General features: G+C 33.6%; 27 protein-coding genes and 2 tRNA genes. 20 read left to right on the top strand and 9 right to left on the bottom strand.

The window, feature by feature from the left end; translation table 11 throughout:
• The first annotated feature begins 234 nt into the window (after nt 1-234).
• The 7 genes from porC (at nt 235) to ACKI30_RS04590 (ending at nt 4,719) form a co-directional block, all read left to right on the top strand.
• Nucleotides 235-756: a pyruvate synthase subunit PorC gene (porC, locus tag ACKI30_RS04560; protein WP_407410364.1), complete on the top strand. Its 522-nt coding sequence runs from the start codon at nt 235-237 to the stop codon at nt 754-756.
• A gap of 12 nt (nt 757-768) precedes the next feature.
• Nucleotides 769-1,011, top strand: coding sequence for a pyruvate synthase subunit PorD (gene porD / locus ACKI30_RS04565; protein ID WP_292740849.1), 243 nt, complete (start codon nt 769-771; stop codon nt 1,009-1,011).
• 13 nt (nt 1,012-1,024) lie between these two features.
• Nucleotides 1,025-2,173 carry a pyruvate synthase subunit PorA gene (porA, locus tag ACKI30_RS04570; protein ID WP_407410282.1) on the top strand — a complete coding sequence of 383 codons (1,149 nt, stop codon included), beginning with the start codon at nt 1,025-1,027 and terminating at the stop codon, nt 2,171-2,173.
• Between the two features lie 2 nt (nt 2,174-2,175).
• Nucleotides 2,176-3,045, top strand: coding sequence for a pyruvate synthase subunit PorB (gene porB, locus ACKI30_RS04575; protein ID WP_292740846.1), 870 nt, complete (start codon nt 2,176-2,178; stop codon nt 3,043-3,045).
• 10 nt (nt 3,046-3,055) lie between these two features.
• Nucleotides 3,056-3,556 (top strand): 4Fe-4S dicluster domain-containing protein, encoded by a 501-nt coding sequence (locus tag ACKI30_RS04580; protein ID WP_407410284.1) that lies wholly within the window; start codon nt 3,056-3,058, stop codon nt 3,554-3,556.
• 6 nt (nt 3,557-3,562) lie between these two features.
• Nucleotides 3,563-3,805 (top strand): 4Fe-4S binding protein, encoded by a 243-nt coding sequence (locus tag ACKI30_RS04585; RefSeq protein ID WP_407410286.1) that lies wholly within the window; start codon nt 3,563-3,565, stop codon nt 3,803-3,805.
• Between the two features lie 71 nt (nt 3,806-3,876).
• Nucleotides 3,877-4,719 carry a fumarate hydratase gene (locus tag ACKI30_RS04590; protein WP_292740840.1) on the top strand — a complete coding sequence of 281 codons (843 nt, stop codon included), beginning with the start codon at nt 3,877-3,879 and terminating at the stop codon, nt 4,717-4,719.
• A 28-nt stretch (nt 4,720-4,747) separates the two neighbouring features.
• Here the strand turns inward: ACKI30_RS04590 and ACKI30_RS04595 are convergent, their stop codons facing one another.
• The 4 genes from ACKI30_RS04595 to ACKI30_RS04610 all read right to left on the bottom strand — a co-directional run bounded on the left by ACKI30_RS04595 (nt 4,748) and on the right by ACKI30_RS04610 (nt 6,925).
• Nucleotides 4,748-5,629 (bottom strand): phosphate uptake regulator PhoU, encoded by an 882-nt coding sequence (locus tag ACKI30_RS04595; RefSeq protein WP_292740838.1) that lies wholly within the window; start codon nt 5,627-5,629, stop codon nt 4,748-4,750.
• A gap of 11 nt (nt 5,630-5,640) precedes the next feature.
• Nucleotides 5,641-6,525, bottom strand: a complete 885-nt coding sequence (locus ACKI30_RS04600) for a hypothetical protein (protein WP_407410289.1) — start codon at nt 6,523-6,525, stop codon at nt 5,641-5,643.
• A 216-nt stretch (nt 6,526-6,741) separates the two neighbouring features.
• Nucleotides 6,742-6,814: transfer RNA gene (locus ACKI30_RS04605), tRNA-Thr, on the bottom strand.
• Between the two features lie 28 nt (nt 6,815-6,842).
• Nucleotides 6,843-6,925, bottom strand: a tRNA-Leu gene (locus ACKI30_RS04610).
• A gap of 158 nt (nt 6,926-7,083) precedes the next feature.
• Between ACKI30_RS04610 and ACKI30_RS04615 the strand changes: the two genes are divergently transcribed.
• From ACKI30_RS04615 to ACKI30_RS04645, 7 genes are all read left to right on the top strand, one after another.
• On the top strand, nt 7,084-7,251 hold the full coding sequence (locus ACKI30_RS04615; protein WP_330009499.1) for a 4Fe-4S binding protein: 168 nt from the start codon (nt 7,084-7,086) through the stop codon (nt 7,249-7,251).
• Between the two features lie 6 nt (nt 7,252-7,257).
• On the top strand, nt 7,258-8,025 hold the full coding sequence (locus ACKI30_RS04620) for an adhesin (RefSeq protein WP_407410291.1): 768 nt from the start codon (nt 7,258-7,260) through the stop codon (nt 8,023-8,025).
• An 11-nt stretch (nt 8,026-8,036) separates the two neighbouring features.
• On the top strand, nt 8,037-9,317 hold the full coding sequence (locus ACKI30_RS04625; protein WP_407410293.1) for an oligosaccharide repeat unit polymerase family protein: 1,281 nt from the start codon (nt 8,037-8,039) through the stop codon (nt 9,315-9,317).
• A 254-nt stretch (nt 9,318-9,571) separates the two neighbouring features.
• Entirely contained in the window at nt 9,572-10,210 is a 639-nt protein-coding gene (gene cbiM / locus ACKI30_RS04630; protein WP_407410295.1) for a cobalt transporter CbiM, read from the top strand.
• A 1-nt stretch (nt 10,211) separates the two neighbouring features.
• Complete coding sequence (locus ACKI30_RS04635; protein WP_407410297.1) at nt 10,212-10,517, top strand: PDGLE domain-containing protein; 306 nt, start codon at nt 10,212-10,214, stop codon at nt 10,515-10,517.
• A 112-nt stretch (nt 10,518-10,629) separates the two neighbouring features.
• Nucleotides 10,630-11,460, top strand: a complete 831-nt coding sequence (cbiQ, locus tag ACKI30_RS04640; protein WP_407410299.1) for a cobalt ECF transporter T component CbiQ — start codon at nt 10,630-10,632, stop codon at nt 11,458-11,460.
• Nucleotides 11,461-11,468: 8 nt separating this feature from the next.
• Nucleotides 11,469-12,308 (top strand): ATP-binding cassette domain-containing protein, encoded by an 840-nt coding sequence (locus ACKI30_RS04645; protein ID WP_407410301.1) that lies wholly within the window; start codon nt 11,469-11,471, stop codon nt 12,306-12,308.
• On the opposite strand, the gene ACKI30_RS04650 is transcribed toward ACKI30_RS04645, so the two are convergent.
• From ACKI30_RS04650 to ACKI30_RS04665, 4 genes are all read right to left on the bottom strand, one after another.
• Nucleotides 12,305-12,499 carry a hypothetical protein gene (locus ACKI30_RS04650; protein WP_292740817.1) on the bottom strand — a complete coding sequence of 65 codons (195 nt, stop codon included), beginning with the start codon at nt 12,497-12,499 and terminating at the stop codon, nt 12,305-12,307. The two genes, ACKI30_RS04645 and ACKI30_RS04650, sit on opposite strands and share 4 nt — an antisense overlap.
• Before the next feature lie 54 nt (nt 12,500-12,553).
• Nucleotides 12,554-12,781, bottom strand: coding sequence for a FeoA family protein (locus ACKI30_RS04655; protein WP_292740814.1), 228 nt, complete (start codon nt 12,779-12,781; stop codon nt 12,554-12,556).
• Nucleotides 12,782-12,930: 149 nt separating this feature from the next.
• Entirely contained in the window at nt 12,931-14,949 is a 2,019-nt protein-coding gene (gene feoB, locus ACKI30_RS04660) for a ferrous iron transport protein B (protein WP_407410304.1), read from the bottom strand.
• A 521-nt stretch (nt 14,950-15,470) separates the two neighbouring features.
• Nucleotides 15,471-15,971: a hypothetical protein gene (locus ACKI30_RS04665; RefSeq protein ID WP_292740810.1), complete on the bottom strand. Its 501-nt coding sequence runs from the start codon at nt 15,969-15,971 to the stop codon at nt 15,471-15,473.
• Nucleotides 15,972-16,058: 87 nt separating this feature from the next.
• On the opposite strand from ACKI30_RS04665, the gene ACKI30_RS04670 reads away from it, so the two are divergent.
• The 4 genes from ACKI30_RS04670 to ACKI30_RS04685 all read left to right on the top strand — a co-directional run bounded on the left by ACKI30_RS04670 (nt 16,059) and on the right by ACKI30_RS04685 (nt 18,897).
• Nucleotides 16,059-16,520 carry a MarR family winged helix-turn-helix transcriptional regulator gene (locus tag ACKI30_RS04670; RefSeq protein ID WP_407410306.1) on the top strand — a complete coding sequence of 154 codons (462 nt, stop codon included), beginning with the start codon at nt 16,059-16,061 and terminating at the stop codon, nt 16,518-16,520.
• A gap of 184 nt (nt 16,521-16,704) precedes the next feature.
• Nucleotides 16,705-17,958 carry a tripartite tricarboxylate transporter permease gene (locus tag ACKI30_RS04675; RefSeq protein ID WP_407410308.1) on the top strand — a complete coding sequence of 418 codons (1,254 nt, stop codon included), beginning with the start codon at nt 16,705-16,707 and terminating at the stop codon, nt 17,956-17,958.
• 8 nt (nt 17,959-17,966) lie between these two features.
• Complete coding sequence (locus ACKI30_RS04680) at nt 17,967-18,647, top strand: ATP-binding protein (protein WP_407410310.1); 681 nt, start codon at nt 17,967-17,969, stop codon at nt 18,645-18,647.
• The gene (locus ACKI30_RS04685; RefSeq protein WP_407410312.1) at nt 18,628-18,897 is read left to right on the top strand and encodes an STAS-like domain-containing protein; all 270 of its coding nucleotides are present in this window, start codon (nt 18,628-18,630) and stop codon (nt 18,895-18,897) included. The genes ACKI30_RS04680 and ACKI30_RS04685 overlap by 20 nt, the downstream gene beginning before the upstream one ends.
• A gap of 13 nt (nt 18,898-18,910) precedes the next feature.
• On the opposite strand, the gene ACKI30_RS04690 is transcribed toward ACKI30_RS04685, so the two are convergent.
• Entirely contained in the window at nt 18,911-19,807 is an 897-nt protein-coding gene (locus tag ACKI30_RS04690) for an SAM-dependent methyltransferase (RefSeq protein ID WP_407410314.1), read from the bottom strand.
• Between the two features lie 133 nt (nt 19,808-19,940).
• Between ACKI30_RS04690 and ACKI30_RS04695 the strand changes: the two genes are divergently transcribed.
• Entirely contained in the window at nt 19,941-21,368 is a 1,428-nt protein-coding gene (locus ACKI30_RS04695) for a CpaF family protein (RefSeq protein WP_407410316.1), read from the top strand.
• 40 nt (nt 21,369-21,408) lie between these two features.
• Entirely contained in the window at nt 21,409-22,278 is an 870-nt protein-coding gene (locus ACKI30_RS04700; RefSeq protein WP_407410318.1) for a type II secretion system F family protein, read from the top strand.
• Nucleotides 22,279-22,298 lie beyond the last annotated feature (20 nt).

The raw sequence follows: 22,298 nt of genomic DNA on the forward strand, positions 1-22,298 counted from the left end.
TCTTTTAGAAATCAAATATTGTTTAAAATGCTTATTTTATCTGAAAAATGATGTACAGTAATTACAAATATTAACTAAATAAATTAAATGATTAATTAAAAAAATAAACGAAAAATAAACTACAAAATCAGAAAAATTTAAACAAAATAATTCAAAAAGAACGAATTTACATAAAATTTATATATTTTGTAATTTATAATGATTATACATGATAAATATATGGAGGAAAAATTAATGATTGAAATTCGTTTTCACGGAAGAGGAGGACAAGGTTCTGTAACTGCTGCTGAAATTTTGGCTAAAGCAGCATTTAAAGACGGAAAATATGTCCAAGCATTCCCATTTTTTGGAGTTGAACGTAGAGGAGCTCCAGTTATGGCTTTCACCAGAATTGATGATGAGCCTATTGAATTGAGATATCAAATCTACAACCCGGACTACGTATTAGTTCTTGATGATGGATTGTTAAATGTAGTTGACGTATTTTCAGGAATTAAAGACAATACTGAAGTAATTATCAATACCCAAGACTTTGAAGGTAGCGGAGAACACACAGTATACAATATTGACGCAACTGGAATTGCACTTGACTTATTAGGTCGTAATATTGTAAATACCATTATTTTAGGATATTTCGCTAAAAAAACTGGAGTCGTAAGTATTGAATCCCTTATTGAAGTAATTAAAGAAACCTTCCCTGGAAAAATTGGAGAGTTAAATGCTGAAGCTACTAAAAAAGCTTACGAAATGGGATAGAAAGGTGAGATAATGGTAAATATAGGATGTGTAATTACAACACCAGGAAGTAGTAAAAATAATAAAACTGGAAGCTGGAGAACATTCAAACCTATTTTAGATAAAGAAAAATGTATTGACTGTGACAACTGTATCATATTCTGTCCAGATTCCTGTGTAAACAAACAACATGATATTGATTACGATTACTGTAAAGGATGTGGAATTTGTAAAAACGAATGTCCTTCAGACGCAATCGAAATGGTAAAAGAATAAAGAGAGTGATTTAATGATAAGAGAAGTAATGACCGCAAATAAAGCAGTAGCAGAAGCTGCAAGATTAGCTAAGCCACAAGTTATTCCTGTTTATCCAATTACTCCACAAACTACAATTTCAGAATACTTAGCACAATATGTTGCGGATGAAAAAATTGATGCTAAATATGTTAAAGTAGAATCAGAACACAGTGCAATAAGTGCTGCTGTTGGAGCAAGTGGTGCTGGAGTAAGAGTATTTACAGCAACATCTTCCCAAGGATTAATGTTAATGCACGAAATATTATTTGCAGCTGCAGGTATGAGAACACCATTCGTTTTAGCTGATGCAAATAGAGCAATTTCTGCACCTTTAAACATTTGGAACGACCAGCAAGACTCAATTGCACAAAGGGATGCAGGATGGTTACAAATTTATGTTGAAAATGCACAAGAAGCATTAGACACAACTTTAATGGCTTATAAAATTTCTGAAAATCCAAAAGTTTTACTTCCATCAATGGTATGTTTAGATGGATTTATCTTAACCCACACAGTTGAGCCTGTAGAAATTCCAGATCAAGAACCTGTGGATGAATTCTTACCTCCATATAAGCCAGAACATGCGTTCCTTGATCCGAAAAACCCAATGTCAATCGGTAACTTAGCAGACCCAGACTACTATCTTGAAGCAAGACATGACATGCAAGTTGCTATGGAAAATTCAATAGAAGTAATCCAACAAACATGCGACGAATTTGCTGAAATTTTCGGAAGAAAATATGGTCTTATTGAAGAGTACAAAACTGAAGATGCAGAAATCATCTTTGTTGCAATGGGATCACTTTGCAGTACCATTAGAGTTATCGTTGACCAATTAAGAGAAAAAGGCGAAAAAGTAGGTTTACTTAAAATTAGAGCATACAGACCTTTCCCAGTTGAAGCTATTGACGAAGCTGTTAAAAATTGTGATAAATTAGCTGTAATTGATAAAAACGTGACTTTCGGAATTGGTGGAGCATTATACACCGATATTAAAGCAAAAATCCACAAAGACGCATACGGATTTATTGCAGGTTTAGGTGGAAGAGACATCACCCCTGAATCAATATTGGAAATTTACGAAAAAACTAAAAATGTGCCTGAAAAAGAAGTCACATGGATAGGACTTAAGGAGGAATAGATATGGTCGACATACCTGATAAAAATTTATTAGCACCAGGACACAGAGGTTGTGCTGGTTGTGGAGCATCTATTGCTGTTAAATTAGCTCTCAATGCTTTAGGAGAAAATACTGTAGCTATTTCTGCTACCGGTTGTCTTGAAGTTATGACCACCCCATATCCTGAAACAGCATGGGAAGTTCCATTCATTCACGTTGCATTCGAAAACTCCGGAGCAGTTGCATCCGGTGTGGAAAGTGCTTTAAGAATTCAAGGAAAAGATGACGTCAATGTTGTCGCTTTCGGTGGTGACGGAGGTACTGTAGATATCGGTTTACAATCATTGTCCGGAGCTATGGAAAGAGGACACAACATGCTTTACATCTGTTACGATAACGAAGCTTACATGAACACAGGTATTCAAAGAAGTGGAGCAACTCCATACGGTGCAAGTACAACTACTTCACCGCAAGGAAGTGCAAGTTTCGGAGAAGACAAACCTAAGAAAAATATGCCAATGATTATGGCAGCTCACGGAATCCCATATGTGGCTACCGCATCAATTGCATACCCTGAAGACTATGTAAACAAAGTTAAAAAAGCAGCAGCAACCAAAGGAGCTGCTTACATACACTTACAACAACCATGTACTACCGGTTGGGGATACCCTTCAGACAAAACAATTGAAATGGGAAGATTAGCTGTCGAAACTGGATCTTGGATTTTATATGAAATCGACCATGGAAACTTTGAAATCACCTACAGGCCTGAAGAAAGAAAACCTGTAAGAGAATACTTAGCTCCACAAAAAAGATTCAGACACTTAGATGATGAGCACATTGAAAAAATCCAAAAATATGTTGATGCAGAGTGTAAAGAACTAGGATTATAGGAGGAAAACAATGGAAAGTATTGTTGTAAACAGCAATTTATGTGATGGATGCCTTAACTGTGAAAGCATGTGTGCATCAATCCATAAAGCTAGTAGAATAAAAATAATCGAACATGATTCTTCCTTTTATTCCATTGTATGTCAACACTGTGAAAGTGCACCATGTATAAAAATCTGTCCGACAGAAGCAATTACCGATGAAGGAGTCAATGCTGAAAAATGTATCGGCTGTGGATTATGTGTAATGGCTTGTCCATTTGGTGCAATGACTTTCCAATCAAAAGTTGCTGAAAAATGTGACCTCTGTGCTGACAGAGAAGAAGGCCCTGCATGTATAAAAGCATGTACAAAAAGAGCTATTACTGTCGCAGATCCGGAAAAAGTCAGAGCTAAAAATCAGGAAAAATTCCTGGCTAAAATGGCTGGACTATACGAACCCGACGGTAAAAAAGGCGGTATTGTCCATGTGTTAACAAGTCAAGCAAGAGCAAGACTTGTTTTGGATGAATAAAGAATTATGTTTAATATAGGAAATTGTACAGATTGTACAACCTGTGGAAGTTGTCAACAAACACCAAATGTTGACACTCCAACTTTATTTTGTATGAATTGTCAACCATCAGAAGCGCCATGCATTAAAGTTTGCAAGAATGATGCATTCACCGTGTTAGGCGGCGCAATAACTCTTGATTACAGCAAATGCAACAGATGTTTAGATTGCATTGATGTTTGCCCTATCGGAATTATCAAGATTCAATAGCTATTTTTAAAAATATTTATTATATTTTAAAATCAAACTAATAATTAATTAAATTTACAAAGGTTATTATTTTGATTACAAAAGAAGTTATTAAAGACACTGTTTATGAACTTTACAAAAAGGCTGTCATCGTTCTTGGTGAAGATGTAAAAAAATCACTTGAAGATGCTCTTAAAATTGAAGAACATGAACTTGCTAGGTTAAATATTGAAGCTATTTTAAAAAATATTGAACTTGCTGAAGAAAAAGGAATTCCAATGTGCCAAGATACAGGTTTGCCAGTAGTTTTTGTTAAGTTAGGTAATGTTGAAGTTGAAAACTTACGTGAAGGAATTGAAGAAGGAATCAAAAAAGCAACTAAAGAGATTCCAATTCGTCCAAATATCGTGGATCCATTAACACGTGAGAATACAAACATTAACGTAGGAGATTACATTCCTCCAATCGATATTGAACTGGTTGATGAAGATTATCTTGAAATAACAATTCTGCCAAAAGGATTCGGTTCTGAAAACAATAATGCATTAAAAATGGCATTGCCTGCTGAAGGCATAGAAGGAATTAAGGAATTTGTTGTAGAATCTGTTCTAAAAGCAAAAGGAAAACCATGCCCTCCAACAGTAATTGGTGTCGGAATTGGAGGCACATCAGATTTATGCCTGAAACTTGGTAAAAAAGCATTGCTTGGAAAAGTCGGTGAAAGAAATCCTGATCCTCAATTGGCAAAATTAGAAGAAGAAATATTAAATGAAATCAATGCGTCAGGAATCGGCCCTATGGGACTCGGTGGAAAAACAACTGCACTTGACGTTAAAATTCTAAAAGCACATACCCATACTGCAGGCCTTCCAATAGGCGTTTGTGTCCAATGTTGGGCAGACAGGCATGCAACAACAAAAATATATGATAACTGATTGAAATCCAATCAATTATCTCTCTTTTTTATCTGAAAGTACGTGGAGTTGTAGGTCTTGGAATATTGTCATGAAATTCAACAGCTACATCAATCATTTCAACGGAAATGTCTCCAATTCTTTCAAAAGCTTTAATAACCCTGAATAAATAAATGAAATAATTTGAACGCTCTTTTTCATCAAAGGAATTCTCAGCCATCTGAGTTGCTATTAAATTTATTGATTTAGCCTGAAGAATGTGGATGGATTCCTCCAATTCCATTAAATCCTCCTTAAGTTCAGTTTTTCCTTCAATGAATGCTGTAACGGATAGGCGAATCATATTTTGTGCAGTCTTATACATCTTTTTTAAGTTTTTCATGACTGTCTTGTCAATTTTATAAATATCATTGATGACAAATTTCGCAATATGGCCGCAATAATCCCCAATACGTTCCAAATCATAAGCGATTTCAGTGTAAAGAATGGATTTTGAAAATTCAGAGTGTTTGTTAATATTTACAATTGTTTCAACAGAAGTTCTGATTTTTTCAACCATGTTGTTTGTAGCAAAATCCATTTCCAAAGCCTTATTAGCTTTGGATTCATCATATTCAAGAACTGCATCGAAAGAGGCTTCAAGCTGTGAATGGACATGTCTTGCCATATTGGCCAACATGTCATTTATTAAAACATTTTCAGTAGTATTGGAATGAGAATAGTCAACTAATGAATCTGAAAATTTCTCATAACTTTTTAAATCAATCACATATGCCCTTTTTACAGTTCCATCCTTAACTAAGGGCTGCAATAACTGAGTAACATATCTGCGAGTAATGCCTAATTTTTCAGCAATTTCATCCTGAGTTGACGGATTTTCATATAAAATCAAATCAAGGATTTCTTTTAGAGTTTCATCTTTTTTACCCATAAATATCACAACTATTTTTTATACTCATCCAAGAGATCATTAGACTCAAATTGAATATTTCCTGAAGATTTATTGATGGATTTGCGAGGTTTATGTCCCCCAGCAGGTTTATTCACATTATGATTAGTATTATTGTGAGGATTTTGTCTATGGTTATTAACTCTTCTAACCCTTTTGACACGAACATCTTCTCTTTTAGGAGCATAGGTCACATTTTGTTGTTTTGGAGGCTGATAAGATTTTTGAACATGATTTTCAACATAGATATCTTCATTGCCGGATTGCATTGGCACTTTAACATTTTTTTCAGAATGCCTAGCGGAATTTAAAATTCTAACTATTACAAATACAAGCAGAATAAATGCAATAATAGCTATTGGTAAATCAAAATGGATAAACACAGTATCATAAATACTTGTGATGCGGTTTCCCAAATCGACAAAACCACGAGCTAGAAATACTACACCTACACCTGCAATGATCAGGCCGTGCTCTTTTTTAACAAATTCAGGTTTTAATATTATCGGATATGCACTGATAATCAATAAAGCAATACCTAAAAGCCTATATAAATTATTATCCGCAAAATTCTGTAGAGATAAATACACATTTAAAAATGTACTTGGTAGGATTCCTAATTCGGCCAGTAAAGCGAAAATTAATAATAACTGAATTAATGCTATAACAACTAATGGAAATACATAAGCAATGTCCCACTCAAAATCTGCATTGAAACTTTTTTTGTTGATAGGTTTATCCAATGCCTCTGTAAGCATATTATATAGAACTGAGGAAATAACGGAACCTATAATAGTACCTGCAACTCCCATTACTGATGTTAGAACAGCCACGAATGCTGAAATAAAACCAACTAAGACCAGTTTTTTATAATTCATAATTTTCACCTTAAAAATTTAATTAAACAAAATAAATAATTTTATGAATATTATTTATTTTTAATTAATTTAAACTTTAAGGTTTGCATTTAATAGTGAAGGCCTATCAAAAAGGTCCAATGATGGAATTAAAAAACGCCAGAAATATCCTTACTTTTTTAAAACAATGAATAAAAACTTTAGAAAATGTTAAAATTATAAAGAAATAGTTAAAAGAGCTTTAGGGGGGATTCGAACCCCCGACTTCTACCTTACCAAGGTAGCGCTCTACCGGCTGAGCCACTAAAGCAATAAAAAATCGAGAATATATAAAATAGTGCAAGGGAAGGGATTCGAACCCTCGAAGGCCTATACCAGAGGATCTTAAGTCCTCCCCCTTTGGCCGCTCGGGCACCCTTGCATACAATAGTAATATTTGTTTTCCTAGTATATAAAGGTTATCTTTTTTACCAGATAAACTTAAAAAAACTACAATTAATATATTATATTGACAAAGTATATAAATCTTAAGATTAAGAAATATTTATATTATATAAATTAATTCTAAAGGTGTATAACTTGCAAGTGGATATGGAAGAATGCGGAGTCTGTGAAGACTGTATCGATGTATGTATGGAAGAAGCGATTTCAAGAAGAGCATATACAATAATTATTGATGCCGACAAATGTGATAATTGCGGTGAATGTGTTGACGTTTGCCCGGTTGGCGCTATTTACGAAGATTAGATTCTTATGAAACTCAAATTTACACTCATTGATTATATCATAATAATTTTAGTAATATGTGCAATAGCATTTGCATTTATACACATTACAAGCGATGACTCATCAAACATTCAAAAAACTGCTTTTGATGCTTCAACAATGAATAAACTTCCAGAAACCTATTTGAATTATTATAAAGAAGGAAAAATAGTTAAAGCTACTGTATCAGGTATCAATTCAACCAATGGTGAGGAAGTGACTTTAAATGGTACTGTGAAATGGGTTGATGAAGGATCATCAACAAAAATTTTAATCGAATCCAACAACAAGACATACCTTACAGGATTATATAAAAACGTCAATAATGCAGACATTTATTTAGATACCATTTCACTGGAAAGTGACGGCAGCGTTTATGAAAATTTAAAAGAATTTAAAATAAAACCACAGAATGTTACTTCATTAAATGATTTAAATAAAAATCTAACAGGCTGCGATTATGAAATTTCCACATCAGTCTCCATCGATTCAATAGATTCAATCAAGGTTCGAGAATTGGAAAATGAAATTAATTCCCATGACAAGAGATTAGCTATTAAAACTACAAACACTGAATTGATTAACGAGTTGATCCTAAGTAAAGCAAATAATCAGAATCTTGAAGATGGAAATAACATTTTAGGAAACATAAACGGAATAACCGATGAAATAACCATCAGAGTTTATGACTGTGATGACAGCACCCTAAACAATATTAAAAATAACTATGAAGTTACAAATATCAGATCATTTTAAGTTGTGTGACAATGAGCATAATTTATTCTACATTAACTTCCGCAATAAATAAGATAAGTGACGAATTTCACAGATCTTTTTTATTTACAACTATCTTTTCAATTTTATCTTTCATTGAAGACCAATGGGTTAACAGCTATTTCAAAAAACTATATCCAAGCGAGAATTTCTTAAGTTTTTTAAATAAGAATAGACTTTTAACAGATTACCTATTCCATCCATTAATAGTCATTCTTTTATTTGCGCTATTTCTACTACTGTCCTTGAACAGACTATCCCATAGTCTAACAATAACTCTGATTATTGCATTTGGCGCATTCATTATCGGATCAGCAATACTCCCAAGGTATTTTTTCAAGAATTCATGTGAAAATAGATTGAAGTTTGATAAAAAAGACATTTATTCTATAGGATTCTGTTTAATATTAGTCAGTATAGTCTTTTTCTTCATAAGCATTGCAACTGTTGGTGGAATACCTCTCCTAAAACCTTCTATAAGATATTTACTAAAACCAATATTTACCATGCCAGTATTTTTAATAATACCTGGAACCTGCCTGGTGGCTAGTGCATATCTAAAGGATTTTCAGGACAAAAATATCACTCGTTCACAGGCCAGATTCAGATTCCTATTTTTGCTCGCTATCGACTGTGCATTTTTATTGCTTCTAGGTTATAGGACACCACTACTTGCAGCATTTCTCATCATAATTATCATAGGTTTCTGCGGAAATATTGTTTCACCATGGGAAGTTGTTGTTGGAGGATTAGTTGGTGTAGGTGCAATCATAGGGATTGGGTATTTTCGTTCACTTGGAGAGATGACAATCACATCATCAACAAGCCCGATATACACCCTGCAGTCAAGGGCTGACTTCACATTGCATGTTCTCGACCTTCTCGATTTCATTGGAGGAAACTTCGGCTTGACCCATGGACAATTGCTGGCCAGCTCAATTCCAGGAAGTGATTTGGGCCCTAGAATGATGGTTGGAAAGCTGATTGCATGGAGAACTGAAGTTACAGTCACACCAACATTGATCGGACAGATGGTAGTTGATTTCGGAAAAATTGGCGTTTTTGTTGAAATGTGCATTTTGGGATTCATTTTAGGAATCGGATTTAAGATTATGCAAAAAACCAAAGATTTCTTTTATATTGGAATTTACTCTCTAATTTTAACATACTCAATTTTAGGAATTGAAACCGGAATTCTAGACATTCAAGTCTTGTTATACTTTGCAGTAGCAATTTTAATCTATTTAATTTCTATTGTAAAATCAAGAAATTAGCCTATTTTTTTGACATCAAGTATTACAAAATTTCTTAAATAATACAAACTAGTATTACTTTAATAACATTTATATAGTGAAATAAATTTAACATAGTAAATGTCAAGCACTAAAACGAGTTTAAAAACAATTATACTTAATTAAACTCCCAAATAACTTGATATTACTAAAAATAACTAAAAATAATACTTTTTTGTAATACTCAATATTTAAATAAAAACAAAAAAAGTATTACTGATATTGGAGGAATTTAATTGCATATACCAGATGGATTTATACCTATCGCACAGTGTCTAGTATACTATGTAATTTTAATCGTTGCATTATACTTCTCTGTAAAATGGGCTAGATCTAACCTAGATGAAAAACGTATCCCTCTTTTAGCAGTTCTCGCAGCAGGTATTTTTGCAATCATGTCAATGAACATGCCAATTCCATTTGGTACAAGTGGACACATGGTTGGTGGAGCTTTAGTAGCTATCGTATTTTTAGCACCTGAAGCTGCAGTTTTAGTATTTACTGTTGTACTTCTTATCCAAGCATTAATATTTGGTGACGGAGGAATTACTGCTTTAGGAGCAAATGTATTGAATATGGCAATCATTGGAGGTTTCGTAGGTTTATACACCTTCAAAGGATTGAACGGAATGATAGGCAAATATCCTGCAGCAGGAATAGCAGCATGGTTAGCTACTGTAATTGCAGCATTAGCATGTGCTATCGAAATGGCAATAGCTGGAACTTTCCCAGCAAACATCGGTATTCCATCAATGGTCTTATACCACTTCTTCATTGGAATAATCGAAGCAGTATTAACTGTAATCGTTCTTGCAGCATTGGACAAATTTAGACCAGATTTACTTGCATGGAATAAAAGTGAAGGAGATGCATAATATGGATAAGAAAGATAAAACATTAATCGGAATTGCTGTATTAATTTGTGTCATAATCTGTGTTCTTTCACCATACATTGCATCTGGTGACCCTGACGGACTTGAAAAATCAGCAGAAGACTCTGGACTTGCTGAAGATTTCTCAGTTGAAGAAATTAAAGGCATCCCCGAATCCATTTTCCCGGATTATGCATTTGCTAATGATCCTGACAACCAAGTATTGCAGATAGTCGCACTGGTAATAGGTGTGATTGTAACCCTAGTTGTAGGATTCGGAGTTGCATACGTTGTAAAAAGTAGAAATTAAACTTTTAATTTCTCTTTTTTTCTTTTTTTAAAAAATAATTGAAAATTACTAAAAATAGCATAAGGAAATAATAATATATTACAAATTTTTAATATTATATTAGTGAATTAATATGGTAGACATAACACAAATAATGAGATTTGATGATTTAGCATCAAAGGACAGTCCAATACATAACCTAGAAGGACGTATTAAATTAATCTCCACCATTTTTATAATTCTCGTTTGTGTTGTATCCAAAGAGCTTTTTATACCAATAATATTAGAGATAATGTTATTAGTTATCTTAAAAATAGCTGATTTATCATATATAGATTCTTTTAAAAGACTTTTAATGTTGCTGCCTTTTGGAGGAGCAATTATAATATTTCAGCCGTTCATCCAACCTGGAAACATTATTTGGAGCTATTCATGGATACATATTACTGATGTTGGTTTGAATTGGGCAATACTGTTGCTTGTCAGAATGATTGTCTGTCTGACAGCAATAATCATTTACTCATCAACAACACCCCTTCAGGAAATGGCAAGCTCTTTTAGAAAATTAAAGATGCCTAGAGACCTGGCAATGATTCTATCAATCATGGTGAGGTTTTTATTCCTGTTTGTTGATGAACTTGCGGCAATTAGAAAAAGTCAAAAGTCCAGGAATTTCAACATTCATGCCAAAAATACGCCATACAAATGGAGAGTGAAACAAGTCGGATACACCATAGGAATGATGTTTTTAAAGTCATATGAACAAGGTGAACGAGTTCATAAAAGTATGGTGAGCCGTGGATTTTCCGATGCTTCCGAAATGTTCAGCGAGAAAAAATCTCCTGAAAAAAGCGATTATATTTATTTACTGTCAATAATTATCATAGTGATTATTCTTGAAATCATACTGTTCAAATTTAGCGGACAATTAGGTTACCTGTCCCAAAATTTAGCAATTAATTAGGTGAAATAATGGAAAAAATACATTTAGAAACAAAAGATTTAACTTATACCTACCCAGATGGCACTCAAGCTTTAAAAAAAGTCAATATTCAAATTAAAAAAGGAGAAAAGATAGCTATTATGGGGCCTAACGGTGCAGGCAAATCCACATTATTTTCACATTTTAACGGTTTAACCGAACCTACCTCCGGACATGTTGAAGTAGATGGTGAAAAAATCATTTTTGAACGTGATGAACTGCTTAAAGTAAGGCAAAAGGTAGGAATAGTATTTCAAGACCCAAATGACCAGCTGTTTGCACCAACCGTCAAAGAGGATGTTGCCTTCGGACCTATGAACTTAGGTCTTGACTATGGAGAAGTTGAAAAAAGGATTACAGAATCCTTAGAAATGGTCGGAATGAGTGGCTTTGAAGATAAAACTCCACACCACCTAAGTGGAGGGCAACAAAAAAGAGTTGCAATTGCAGGAATAATTGCAATGCGACCGGAAATAATGATACTTGACGAACCTACTGCAGGTTTAGATCCTGAAGGAGTTGACAAGGTATTGGATATTTTGAATAAACTTAATGAAGAAGGAATAAGTATTGTCATTTCATCACACGATATAGAAATGGTAAACCATTTTGCAGACAAGATATTCGTATTGTATGATGGTGAGATAATTGCTGAAGGCGACAAACACCAGATATTTTCCAATAAAGAACTATTAAAGAAAGCTCATTTAAAAGCACCAATAACAACAGAAATATTATATAAATTAAAAGAAAATGGATTAGATGTGGATACTAAAAAAATAACTATTGAAGAAACAGTTGAGGAAATATTAAAAATTAAAAAAAATTAATTTGTTGATTTTCTTTTGAATCTATCTTTGAGTTTTGTGATAAATTCAAATTCCTGGTCCAATTCCGGAGAGTTAGCAAATCCGCAGTTTGGACAATGTATACTATTACAGCCATGTTTTCCGCAACTGGAACATCCACGATTTTCTAATTGGGTTTCATCAAATTCAAAACCGCACATTCTGCATTTCATAATATAACACCGTTAATAAAATTAGATTAAAAAAAATAATGAAAAGATTGAAGTTTATTCCACTTCAATGTTTTCAGCTTCTTCTTTACGAAGACAAACATCATATCCTTTTACAGACATTTCAATAGGATCTCCTAAAGTAGCTACTTTTTTAACAGTAATTTTAGCTCCTTTAACAAAACCCATACCTAACAAATGTCTTCTTAAATCAACATCACCGGTTTCGTGGTATTTTACCAAAGTTACGGTTTCACCAGGTTTTGCATCTTTTAAGGTTTTCATATTATCACCATTATAAATTTTTTAGGTATACTAAAAACTTCTTAATCAATATTATGTCCTAACCAATATATAAATATTTAGTTATGACTAAAAAATATTGAAAAATGAAAATTAGAATAAATCTAATTTACATCTTTTTATATTTTTACTTATCCGAATCCTGCTAAAAGACCAACGTTGTAAATCAAGAAGGAAACGATGTATGCAGTAACTAAAGTAATTGCACACATGGTTAAAGCCCATTTATAACTGTTGGTTTCTTGTTTGATAGCACCAATAGCTGCGAAACATGGAGTGTATAATAATGTAAATGCCATGAATGAGAATGCAGATAATGGAGTGAAAGTATCATGTACCAATTGAGTGATACCATCTTCATCATCTTCTTCCATACCAGCTAAAGTACCGAAGGTTGCAACTACTACTTCTTTAGCAGCTAAACCTGCGATAATTGCTACAGCAGCTTGCCAGGTTCCGAATCCTAAAGGAGCGAAGATAGGAGCAATTACGCTACCGATCATACCTAATACACTTTCAGCAGATCCGTATTCTACACCTAATGGGAAGATACTTAAAGCCCATAAGACGATGGAACAAGCAAGAATAATGGTACCTGCTTTTCTTAAGAATCCTTTTACTTTTTCCCAAGTGTGTAATAATACACCTTTGACGGATGGAACTTTATAGGTAGGCAATTCCATTACAAATGGAGTGGATAATCCTTTAAACATGGTTCTCTTGAGGATAGCTGCAACAATAAGTGCCACAACAATACCTAATAAGTAGATTGCGAGTAATGCAGTACCTTCATTTTCAGCAAAGAATGCTGCAATGAAAATAGCGTAAATTGGTAATCTTGCAGTACAGGACATGAATGGAACGAGCATCATAGCGAGCATACGGTCCCCTTCGTTTTCCATGGTTCTGGTCGCCATAATAGCTGGTACACCACAACCGAATCCTAAAATCATTGGGATGAATGCTTTTCCGTGAAGACCGACTAATTTATGCATGATTTTATCTAATGAAAATGCTGCCCTTGCCAAGTAACCACAGTCTTCTAAGATACTTAAGAATAAGAACATTAGAATAATGATAGGCAAGAAAGTAAGAACACCACCTACTCCACCTATGATACCGTCACAGATGAAGGAAGCTAAATATTCGTTTGCGATAAATCCTGCAATCCATTCGGCAAGCATACCGAATGCTTCATCAATCATGTCCTGGAATGGAGCACCGATAGTATAAGTGAACTGGAACATAGCCCACATAATAACAATGAAAATAGGGAATGCTAAAATTCTGTTTGTAACAATCTTATCAATTTTATCAGTAGTGGATTCTTTTTCAACAGCAGGCCTTTTAACAGCTTCATTCATTAATCCACCGATAAATGCATATCTTGCATTTGCAATAACTTCTTCTGCACCTTCACCATAAATGTCATGAAGGTGTCCTGCTACTTTATCGGTTTGAGCCATTATAGCAGAGCTTTGGGAAGATCCTTGTACTTTTTCTATAACAATTGAGTCTCTTTCTAATAATTTTATTGCAGTCCATACTGAAGGAACATCCAATAAATTACTGTCCTTTTCAATTAATGCCTGTAATTCTCCTAAATGTTCTCTTAATTCATCACCATAGGATAATTTTGCGCTAGAGTCAATTGGACTGGAAGACTGTTTTTCAACAGTTGTCAACAATTCCTCAAATCCGTCACCAGTTTTTGCATTTACTTCTACAACTGGGAATCCTAAAAGTTCACTCATTGCTTTAATGTCAATGATGTGATCTTTTTTCTTAGCAAAATCGTTCATGTTAAGTGCCATTACTAAATTAGCACCTAATTCCATCATTTGAACTGTTAAATATAAATTACGTTCTAAGTTAGCAGCATCAACTACGTTAACAATTACATCAGAGTCATCATCTACAATGAAATCTCTTGATACGATTTCTTCCATAGAATGAGCACTTAATGCATAGTTACCTGGCAAGTCGATAACATCATATTCATAACTGCCATGTTTGAAATGACCTTCTGCCCTTTCAACAGTTTTTCCAGGCCAGTTTCCTACATGTTGGCGCATACCAGTTAACCTATTGAATACAGTAGTTTTACCCACGTTCGGGTTTCCTGCTAATCCAATAATTAATTCTGTCATTAACCATTCTCCCGTTTTATTAAATTGATATATAACAAGAATTGTTATATATTTACTAAAAAAAATTTTTAGTTTAAGTTCATCTAATAAAAATTAGGCTAACCTAAACATAATATTAATATTGATTTTATTATATTTAAATATTTAGGCATACCAAATTTCGCAAGATTTATATAGGACAATATATCAATTGTTATATAACATATGTTATTTATTCCATAGGAATTGATCTTAAAATTTAGGCATACCTAAAAATTTAGAAACATTTATATACTATGGAAACAAACTTTAATACAAGTGACATATGTTTAGGCATGCCTAAAAATATGCACTCAACAAAACATATTATTAGTCAATAATAAATACAATCTCCAAAATTAAATATCAAATTGGCTTTTCACAATTTTCTAATTTGATATTATGGGAAAATATCTGCCAAATAATTCCCAAAAAACAAGTCTGGTGTTTATAACTCTCCAAAACAATAAACACCAAAACTTCCTATTTTTTAAAAAAAAAATTCAATAACCTTCGCCGTCATAGTTTGAGGCGTCATCATAGATTTCTTCATCCCAGTAATTATACTCAATATAATCATCTATTTCCTGGTTCAAACCCCAATGATGATTATCATAATAAGTATATGCGTCAAATCCGGAACTGGTGGTTTTTACTGTAACATCCTTTGACTTGGAAGCGGACTTATATTTCTTATCCCCGTCAAATTTTACTTTAACATTATAATTTCCGGGATCATATTTCAAGCGAAGCCCCTTATTATATGCCTTGTATGCCCACTGATAATTCCCGTTGGAATCTGTTATGGTGTAGTGAATGGTTCCCTTACTGTTGATTTCCTTGCCGTGACTGTCAACAAGCTTGATGATGATGACCCCCTTGCCGTTTAGCCACTTATCTGAAGAAATTTTTACTTTGACATTTTCCTTTGCAAAAGCCGGACTAGTTACTAAAAGTAAACTAATACTAACAATTACTAACATGATGATGATTTTTTTATTCATAATAACCCCTAAATAGTCAGTTGTGTATAATATGTTACATATAGTATTTAAATATTGATTCCAAATATAATATAAGGTGATTTAATTATGATAGACTATGAAGACATTATGAAAAATTCCCCATTTTTGGTTAATCATTTGATCTCATTAAGCAAGACACATGATTTTTACATTAACAAGCATATCAAAAATGAAACTGACATTCTTCCAAGTCAATACTACATGCTATTATTCTTATATTATGAAATGGGAGTGACCCAATCAGATATTGCAAAAGCCTGTCTGATGGACAGAAGCGGTGTTTCAAGAGCATTTAAAGACTTTGAAGAAAAAGGACTAATCACAAGAGAAGTAGATTCAGACAACAAACGAGCATATAAAATACATTTAACCAAAAAAGGAAATGAAACAGCTGAATTTTTAATTGAAAAGGAAAAAGAATGGGACAATATGATTTGTGAAGAGCTGGAAAAGTCCCGCGAAGAAGTGCTGAAAAAACTATCCAAAATATCACTGAAATCATTGGAATTTAACAGGAAACATTTCTAATTGAAATTAATGTCATCATAAAATCTATCTGAAAAATTACTTTTTTTACAAATTACCTTTCAAGTGAGAACAATTTTACAATATCAAAACAATTTTACCAAAACAGATTAATTTTACCAAATCACCATAATATTGCCATATTGCTTCAACAAGCTTTAAATTATAGTTTATACAATCAATAGCTATGATAGAATTAGTTATTGCTTGTTTTATAGGAATAGGAATAGGAACAATAACGGGAATGATTCCCGGAATACACGTAAATACTGCCGGAGCAATACTGTTTGCTTCATCAACGTTCTTGCTAACCTTATTATCGCCCGAATTTTTGTGTGTGATAATGGTAGCGATGTCAATTGCGCATGCGCTAATTGAATTCGTTCCGTCAATGCTTTTGGGAGTGCCACAAGAAGGAACTGCAACATCAATCCTTCCAGGACACAGGATGGTTTTGCAGGGCAGATCAAAGGAAGTAATCCGAATCGTTTCAGTCGGAGGATTTGGAGCGATAATAGTTACCATATTAATGCTGCCCATTTTTGCAATTGCCCTTCCGATAATGCATGACATTTCAAAACCGTTCACATGGATGATTCTGCTTTTTGCATCGATTTACCTGACATATAAACTGACCAGCACCACCCGAGATTTTATATGGTCACTATTGCTGTTTGTACTATCCGGAATTCTAGGATGGATCACTTTCCAAACTCCAATTTCATCAGGAGTTTCACTGATGTGTACATTTTCAGGGCTTTTCGGAATAAGCACAATACTGTTCAGCCTAAATGATTCTTCGACAATTCCCCATCAGAATCCATTCTATGAACTTGATTTGGATTTTAATAAATTTAAAAGCATTTTTGCAGGAGGAATAACCGGAGCGATACTTGGATTTTTACCGGGATTTGGACCGGCACAGGGAACTGTAATTGCACAGGCTGCAAGCGGAGCAAATGACAATGACGATGATGACACCGTAAATTTTCTTCTGGCAACATCCGGACTGAACGTATCCGACTGTCTGTTTTCACTGATAGCCATTTACATAATTGGAAATCCCCGAAGCGGAATAGCTGTTTATATGTCTTATCTGATCTCTGAAATGACCCTGAACCATCTTGCAATATTCATATTCGCATCATTGATTGCAGTTTCAGTTTCATTAGTACTGTCTTTAAAACTAGGCGATTCTTTTTCTAGATTAATGAGTGGTGTTGACTACAAAAAACTATCGATTGGCGTGATTTTACTCCAAATATTGATATTATACATTTTTATCTTCTACTACAAAGCACCGTTCGGATACATGACCCTGGCCTTAATTACATCAACTGCCATGGGAATGCTGCCCCACTATATTGGAGTCGGCAAATCCCATTTAATGGGAGTCTTGATAATCCCAGCCATTGTCATCTATATGCAAATGTTTATTTAGGTGAAAATATGGTAAATAGAATTTTAGACGAATTTAAGAAGTTAAAAGAAAAAATAAATGATAAAGAACAAGAAAACTCCCGAAATATCAAAAAATTAAGATATTATGAGTTTAATGAATTCAATATATTTTCAGAAAAAATTGAAGAATACTTATCAGAATTTACAGATGAAATCGCAAATATTCTTCCAAAAAATGCAGATATCCAATCTATTAATTTTTTACTTTATGAAACATTGATAAACATATATAAACATTCAAAATTTAAAAATGCATTTGTAAAAATTGATAATCATGAAACTTTAAATATTATCATTTATGATGATGGAATAGGCATTCCTGAAAGTTTCAAAGAAGCACAACTTGAATATAATGGAGATTCTGAATCTATTTTTGAAGCTGTAAACGGGAAAACAACTGATAAAGAAAAATATAATCTTCATGGACGAGGATTAAATTCGACAGCAAGAGTAACAACATTAGGATTTGGTGGAGAAATGATTATAATGTCCGGAAAAGGCGTATGTTTGATAACAAAAAGGGGAATGCGACTTTATAAAAATGAAGAGGGTATTAATGGAACATATATATTATTGCAAATAAATAATAAAAAAATAGATAATATATATGGTTATTTAAAATATAAACCAATCAGTAAAGAGGAAAACAATGAATCAAATAATAATTAATCTCGAAGAAAGGTATCCTAAAAAATTAGGTATGGGACCAACAGCAAAAAAACTTTTCCAAGAGATTAACATGGAAAAGGAAGTTGTATTAAACTTCAAAAATATTGAATTTATGAGTAGGTCATTTGCACAAGAATATGTTTTTCAAAAATACAATACCAACACACAAATCACTGAAATCAATATGGATGATTCCATAAAACAATTATTGGAGATTGTACAGGACGATTTTGAAAAAACATGCTTGTAATAATTAAAAATAGCTAGATAATCACCACATTATCTGCTATTTCTTCCGCTTTTTTTGTAATCTCCTCAATATCCACACCAGGAAATGCGTCTATAACACATAAATCCACATGTTCAACATCCAAATCTTCAAATGCCTGGTTGTGTATTTCAAATCCATCATCAATGCCGTTTATTTCCAGATTGTTTTTTAAAGCTCCAATCATTTCGGGATTTATATCATTGAAGAGTACCCTTTCAAAACCGTATTTAAGCAGATATATTCCAAGAGCGCCTAAACCGCACATTCCATCAACGGCCACTCCTTTTTTAATCCCATTATTTTTAAGATAGTTATGCAGGCGCAGCAATTTTTCTTCTGTGGTCATTGCGACTTCAATGTGGTGTTTTGATTGATTCTTAACTAAAATAATCTTTTCGTCAAGAAGAGTCCTCATTACATTCACCTGTGTGTCATCCCCTTCAAGAATTTCAAAGTGAGCTATTGGGGAGTCCTTATCTATCTGACCTGCAACATTGCGGGGACTTCCTTTCAATACGCATTTCACTTCAGGGACTTCATTGATTAATTTTGAGGCAACTTCGGGAGTGAAATCTTCATGAAGCAATATCAAGGTATCTTTCTGAATGAACTGAGGATTTAAACTGCTGTAATAAAAATCAGACAATGGAACAGGAGAATTGCGTCTTAACGTTGCTTTCTCGGGAACCATTTCACATTCAATCATGATTTTTAGAATATGACTCATAACAACATCAAGAGGCCTTCTTCCACATTGACATCTCATATATTCCCCGTCATAATCATCAAAGTTTATCAGATCCCTAAGCGGAGAAAATTTTTTTATTTGAACATCAACACAGTTTTCACATTCATTTAATGATTTAATTTTTTCATCGATATCTAACATGAAATAACCTCAAAATTGCTTTTATACAACTATTTTGAATTATATCAATAATTATGCTTTCGATTGTAATAAAACTTTATTAATTAGTAATACTAATTTTAAAATGAGTTAAAAATCCTTAAAGGTGAAAAATATGAGCAATAATGAGATTATACCCCAATATGACATAGTCAGACAAGATTACAGCCCTGAGGAAAAAATTATATTAGGCGAAATTCGTGAAAATTTAGTTGACCTTGCAATATCATCAGGCGAAAATTTCCAACCAAACGAAGAAAAGCTATTAAATGACATCAGGAACTTCCTATTTGTCAGGTTTACCGGCGAAAACCAGAATGCCAACATCTCTAAACAATATCTGGACAGCCTTTCTAAAAAGTTTTTAAGAGACATTGTAGGCTACGGTGAAATTGACCCCCTAATCCAGGACGACAATTTAGAGGAAATCATGATAAATGGAATAAATAAACCAATTTTTGTCTATCACAGAGAAAACGGAATGATGAAGACAAACATTGAATTTGATGATGAAAAAGAGTTAATGGACCTGATTGATTCAATTGCAAGACAAATAAACAGAAGAATAGATCAGGAATCACCCATTCTGGATGGGAGATTATTGGACGGCTCAAGAATTAATGCGACCATACCGCCCGTGTCTGCCGACGGGCCGTCACTGACAATAAGGAAATTTAAAAAGGACCCTTTCAGCATAATCGATTTGATAAACTCCAAAACAATATCAACCGAACTGGCCGCATTTTTATGGGTGTGTTTTGACGGTTTAGGAGTGAAGTCCGCCAATGCAATTATTTCAGGAGGAACAAGCTCCGGAAAAACAACAACCTTAAATGCACTCTGCTCATTCATCAATCCAAAAGAAAGAATAATTACAATTGAAGACACATTAGAGCTGCAAATTCCTCATGAACATGTTATTCGCATGGAAACACGCCCTGCAAATGTTGAAAACAAGGGGGAGCTGACAATGAATGACCTTGTTAAAAACTCCTTAAGGCAGCGCCCTGACAGAATAATCGTCGGCGAAGTTAGGGCAGAAGAGGCCATAACACTTTTCACAGCATTGAATACAGGACATTCAGGATTTGGAACACTACATTCAAATGATGCAAGAGAGACAATAACAAGATTGACAAATTCCCCCATGTCAGTTCCGGAAATAATGATTCAGGCCATTGATTTTATAATAATGCAGAATAGAATCTACACCCCATCAGGAGTATCCTACAGAAGAATCAGTGAAGTGGCGGAAGTGGTTGGAATAGAAGAGGGCGTTGTCCAGCTAAACAAAATCTTTCAGTGGAATCCCGAAACCGACAACATTGACAATGTCAGCGTAACAAGCAAAACACTGGCACAGATTGCAAATTTAAGTGGAAAGTCATTAAATGAAATTCACAAGGAAATTTCGAACCGAGAAATAGTCTTAAACCATATGGTCAAACATGATATCCGCTCTGTCGGAGATGTTAAAGGGGTGCTGGACCTATACTATAAAGACCCTGAAAAAGTACTAAACAGAATTTTATTAAACAGGTGATAATATTTTAAATAAGTTTTTCATACTGATCGGAGACATTGTGCTTTCAACCGTTTCATCCATAAAAGGCATCTCCTTTAAAAATACATCCGGCAAATCCGCTAATGAAACTATCCAGTCAATATTTTCAAAACTAGATTTGGAGAAAAATAAAAAGATTCCATCAAAGGAAATGGATAAAATGGATGAGCTGAGAGAATATCTTCTTCCCAAAATGATTAGGATTCCTACAATTTTTTCATTCATGTTGGTATTCGTATTTCTATTGATTCTCATGCCAATTGAGATTAGCCTGATGTATCTGGTTATTGTTGTAATGTTTTATGTCATTTTAATTTATTATCCGAAAATTAAAGAACAGAAGAGCTATTCAGATTTAAATCAGGAACTGCCATACGCTTTAAGACATATGGGAATAGAGTTAAAATCCGGAAAAGGACTGCATGATACATTATTGACCATCAAAGATGCCGACTATGGAACATTCTCAAAAGAAATCAACAGGGTTTTGGAGGAAGTTAAATTTGGAAAATCAACAGAAGAATCCCTGCTGGACATGTCAAAAAGAATAAAATCAGATGGCCTTACACGAGCTGTTCAACAAATTGTGGGAACTTTGAGAGTTGGTGGGAATTTAGCCAATAGCTTAGAGATAATTGCAAAGGACATTTCATTTGAAATGCAGATAAAGTTAAAGGAATACTCTCAAAAATTAAATTCATTTATTCTGATATATACATTCATAGCCATTTTAGCACCAGTCATCAGTCTGATAATGTTAATGGCAGGTTCGACAGTAATGGGAGACATAATCTCATCTAACGTGTTATTTTTAATGTATGGAGCGTTTTTCCCAATGATTGTGATGTTTATGGGAATATTTATTAAAAAATTAGAGCCTAAAATCTAAAAAAAATAAAAAAATAAGGA

Source organism: Methanobrevibacter sp., from assembly GCF_045539575.1.
Taxonomy (GTDB): Archaea; Methanobacteriota; Methanobacteria; order Methanobacteriales; family Methanobacteriaceae; genus Methanocatella.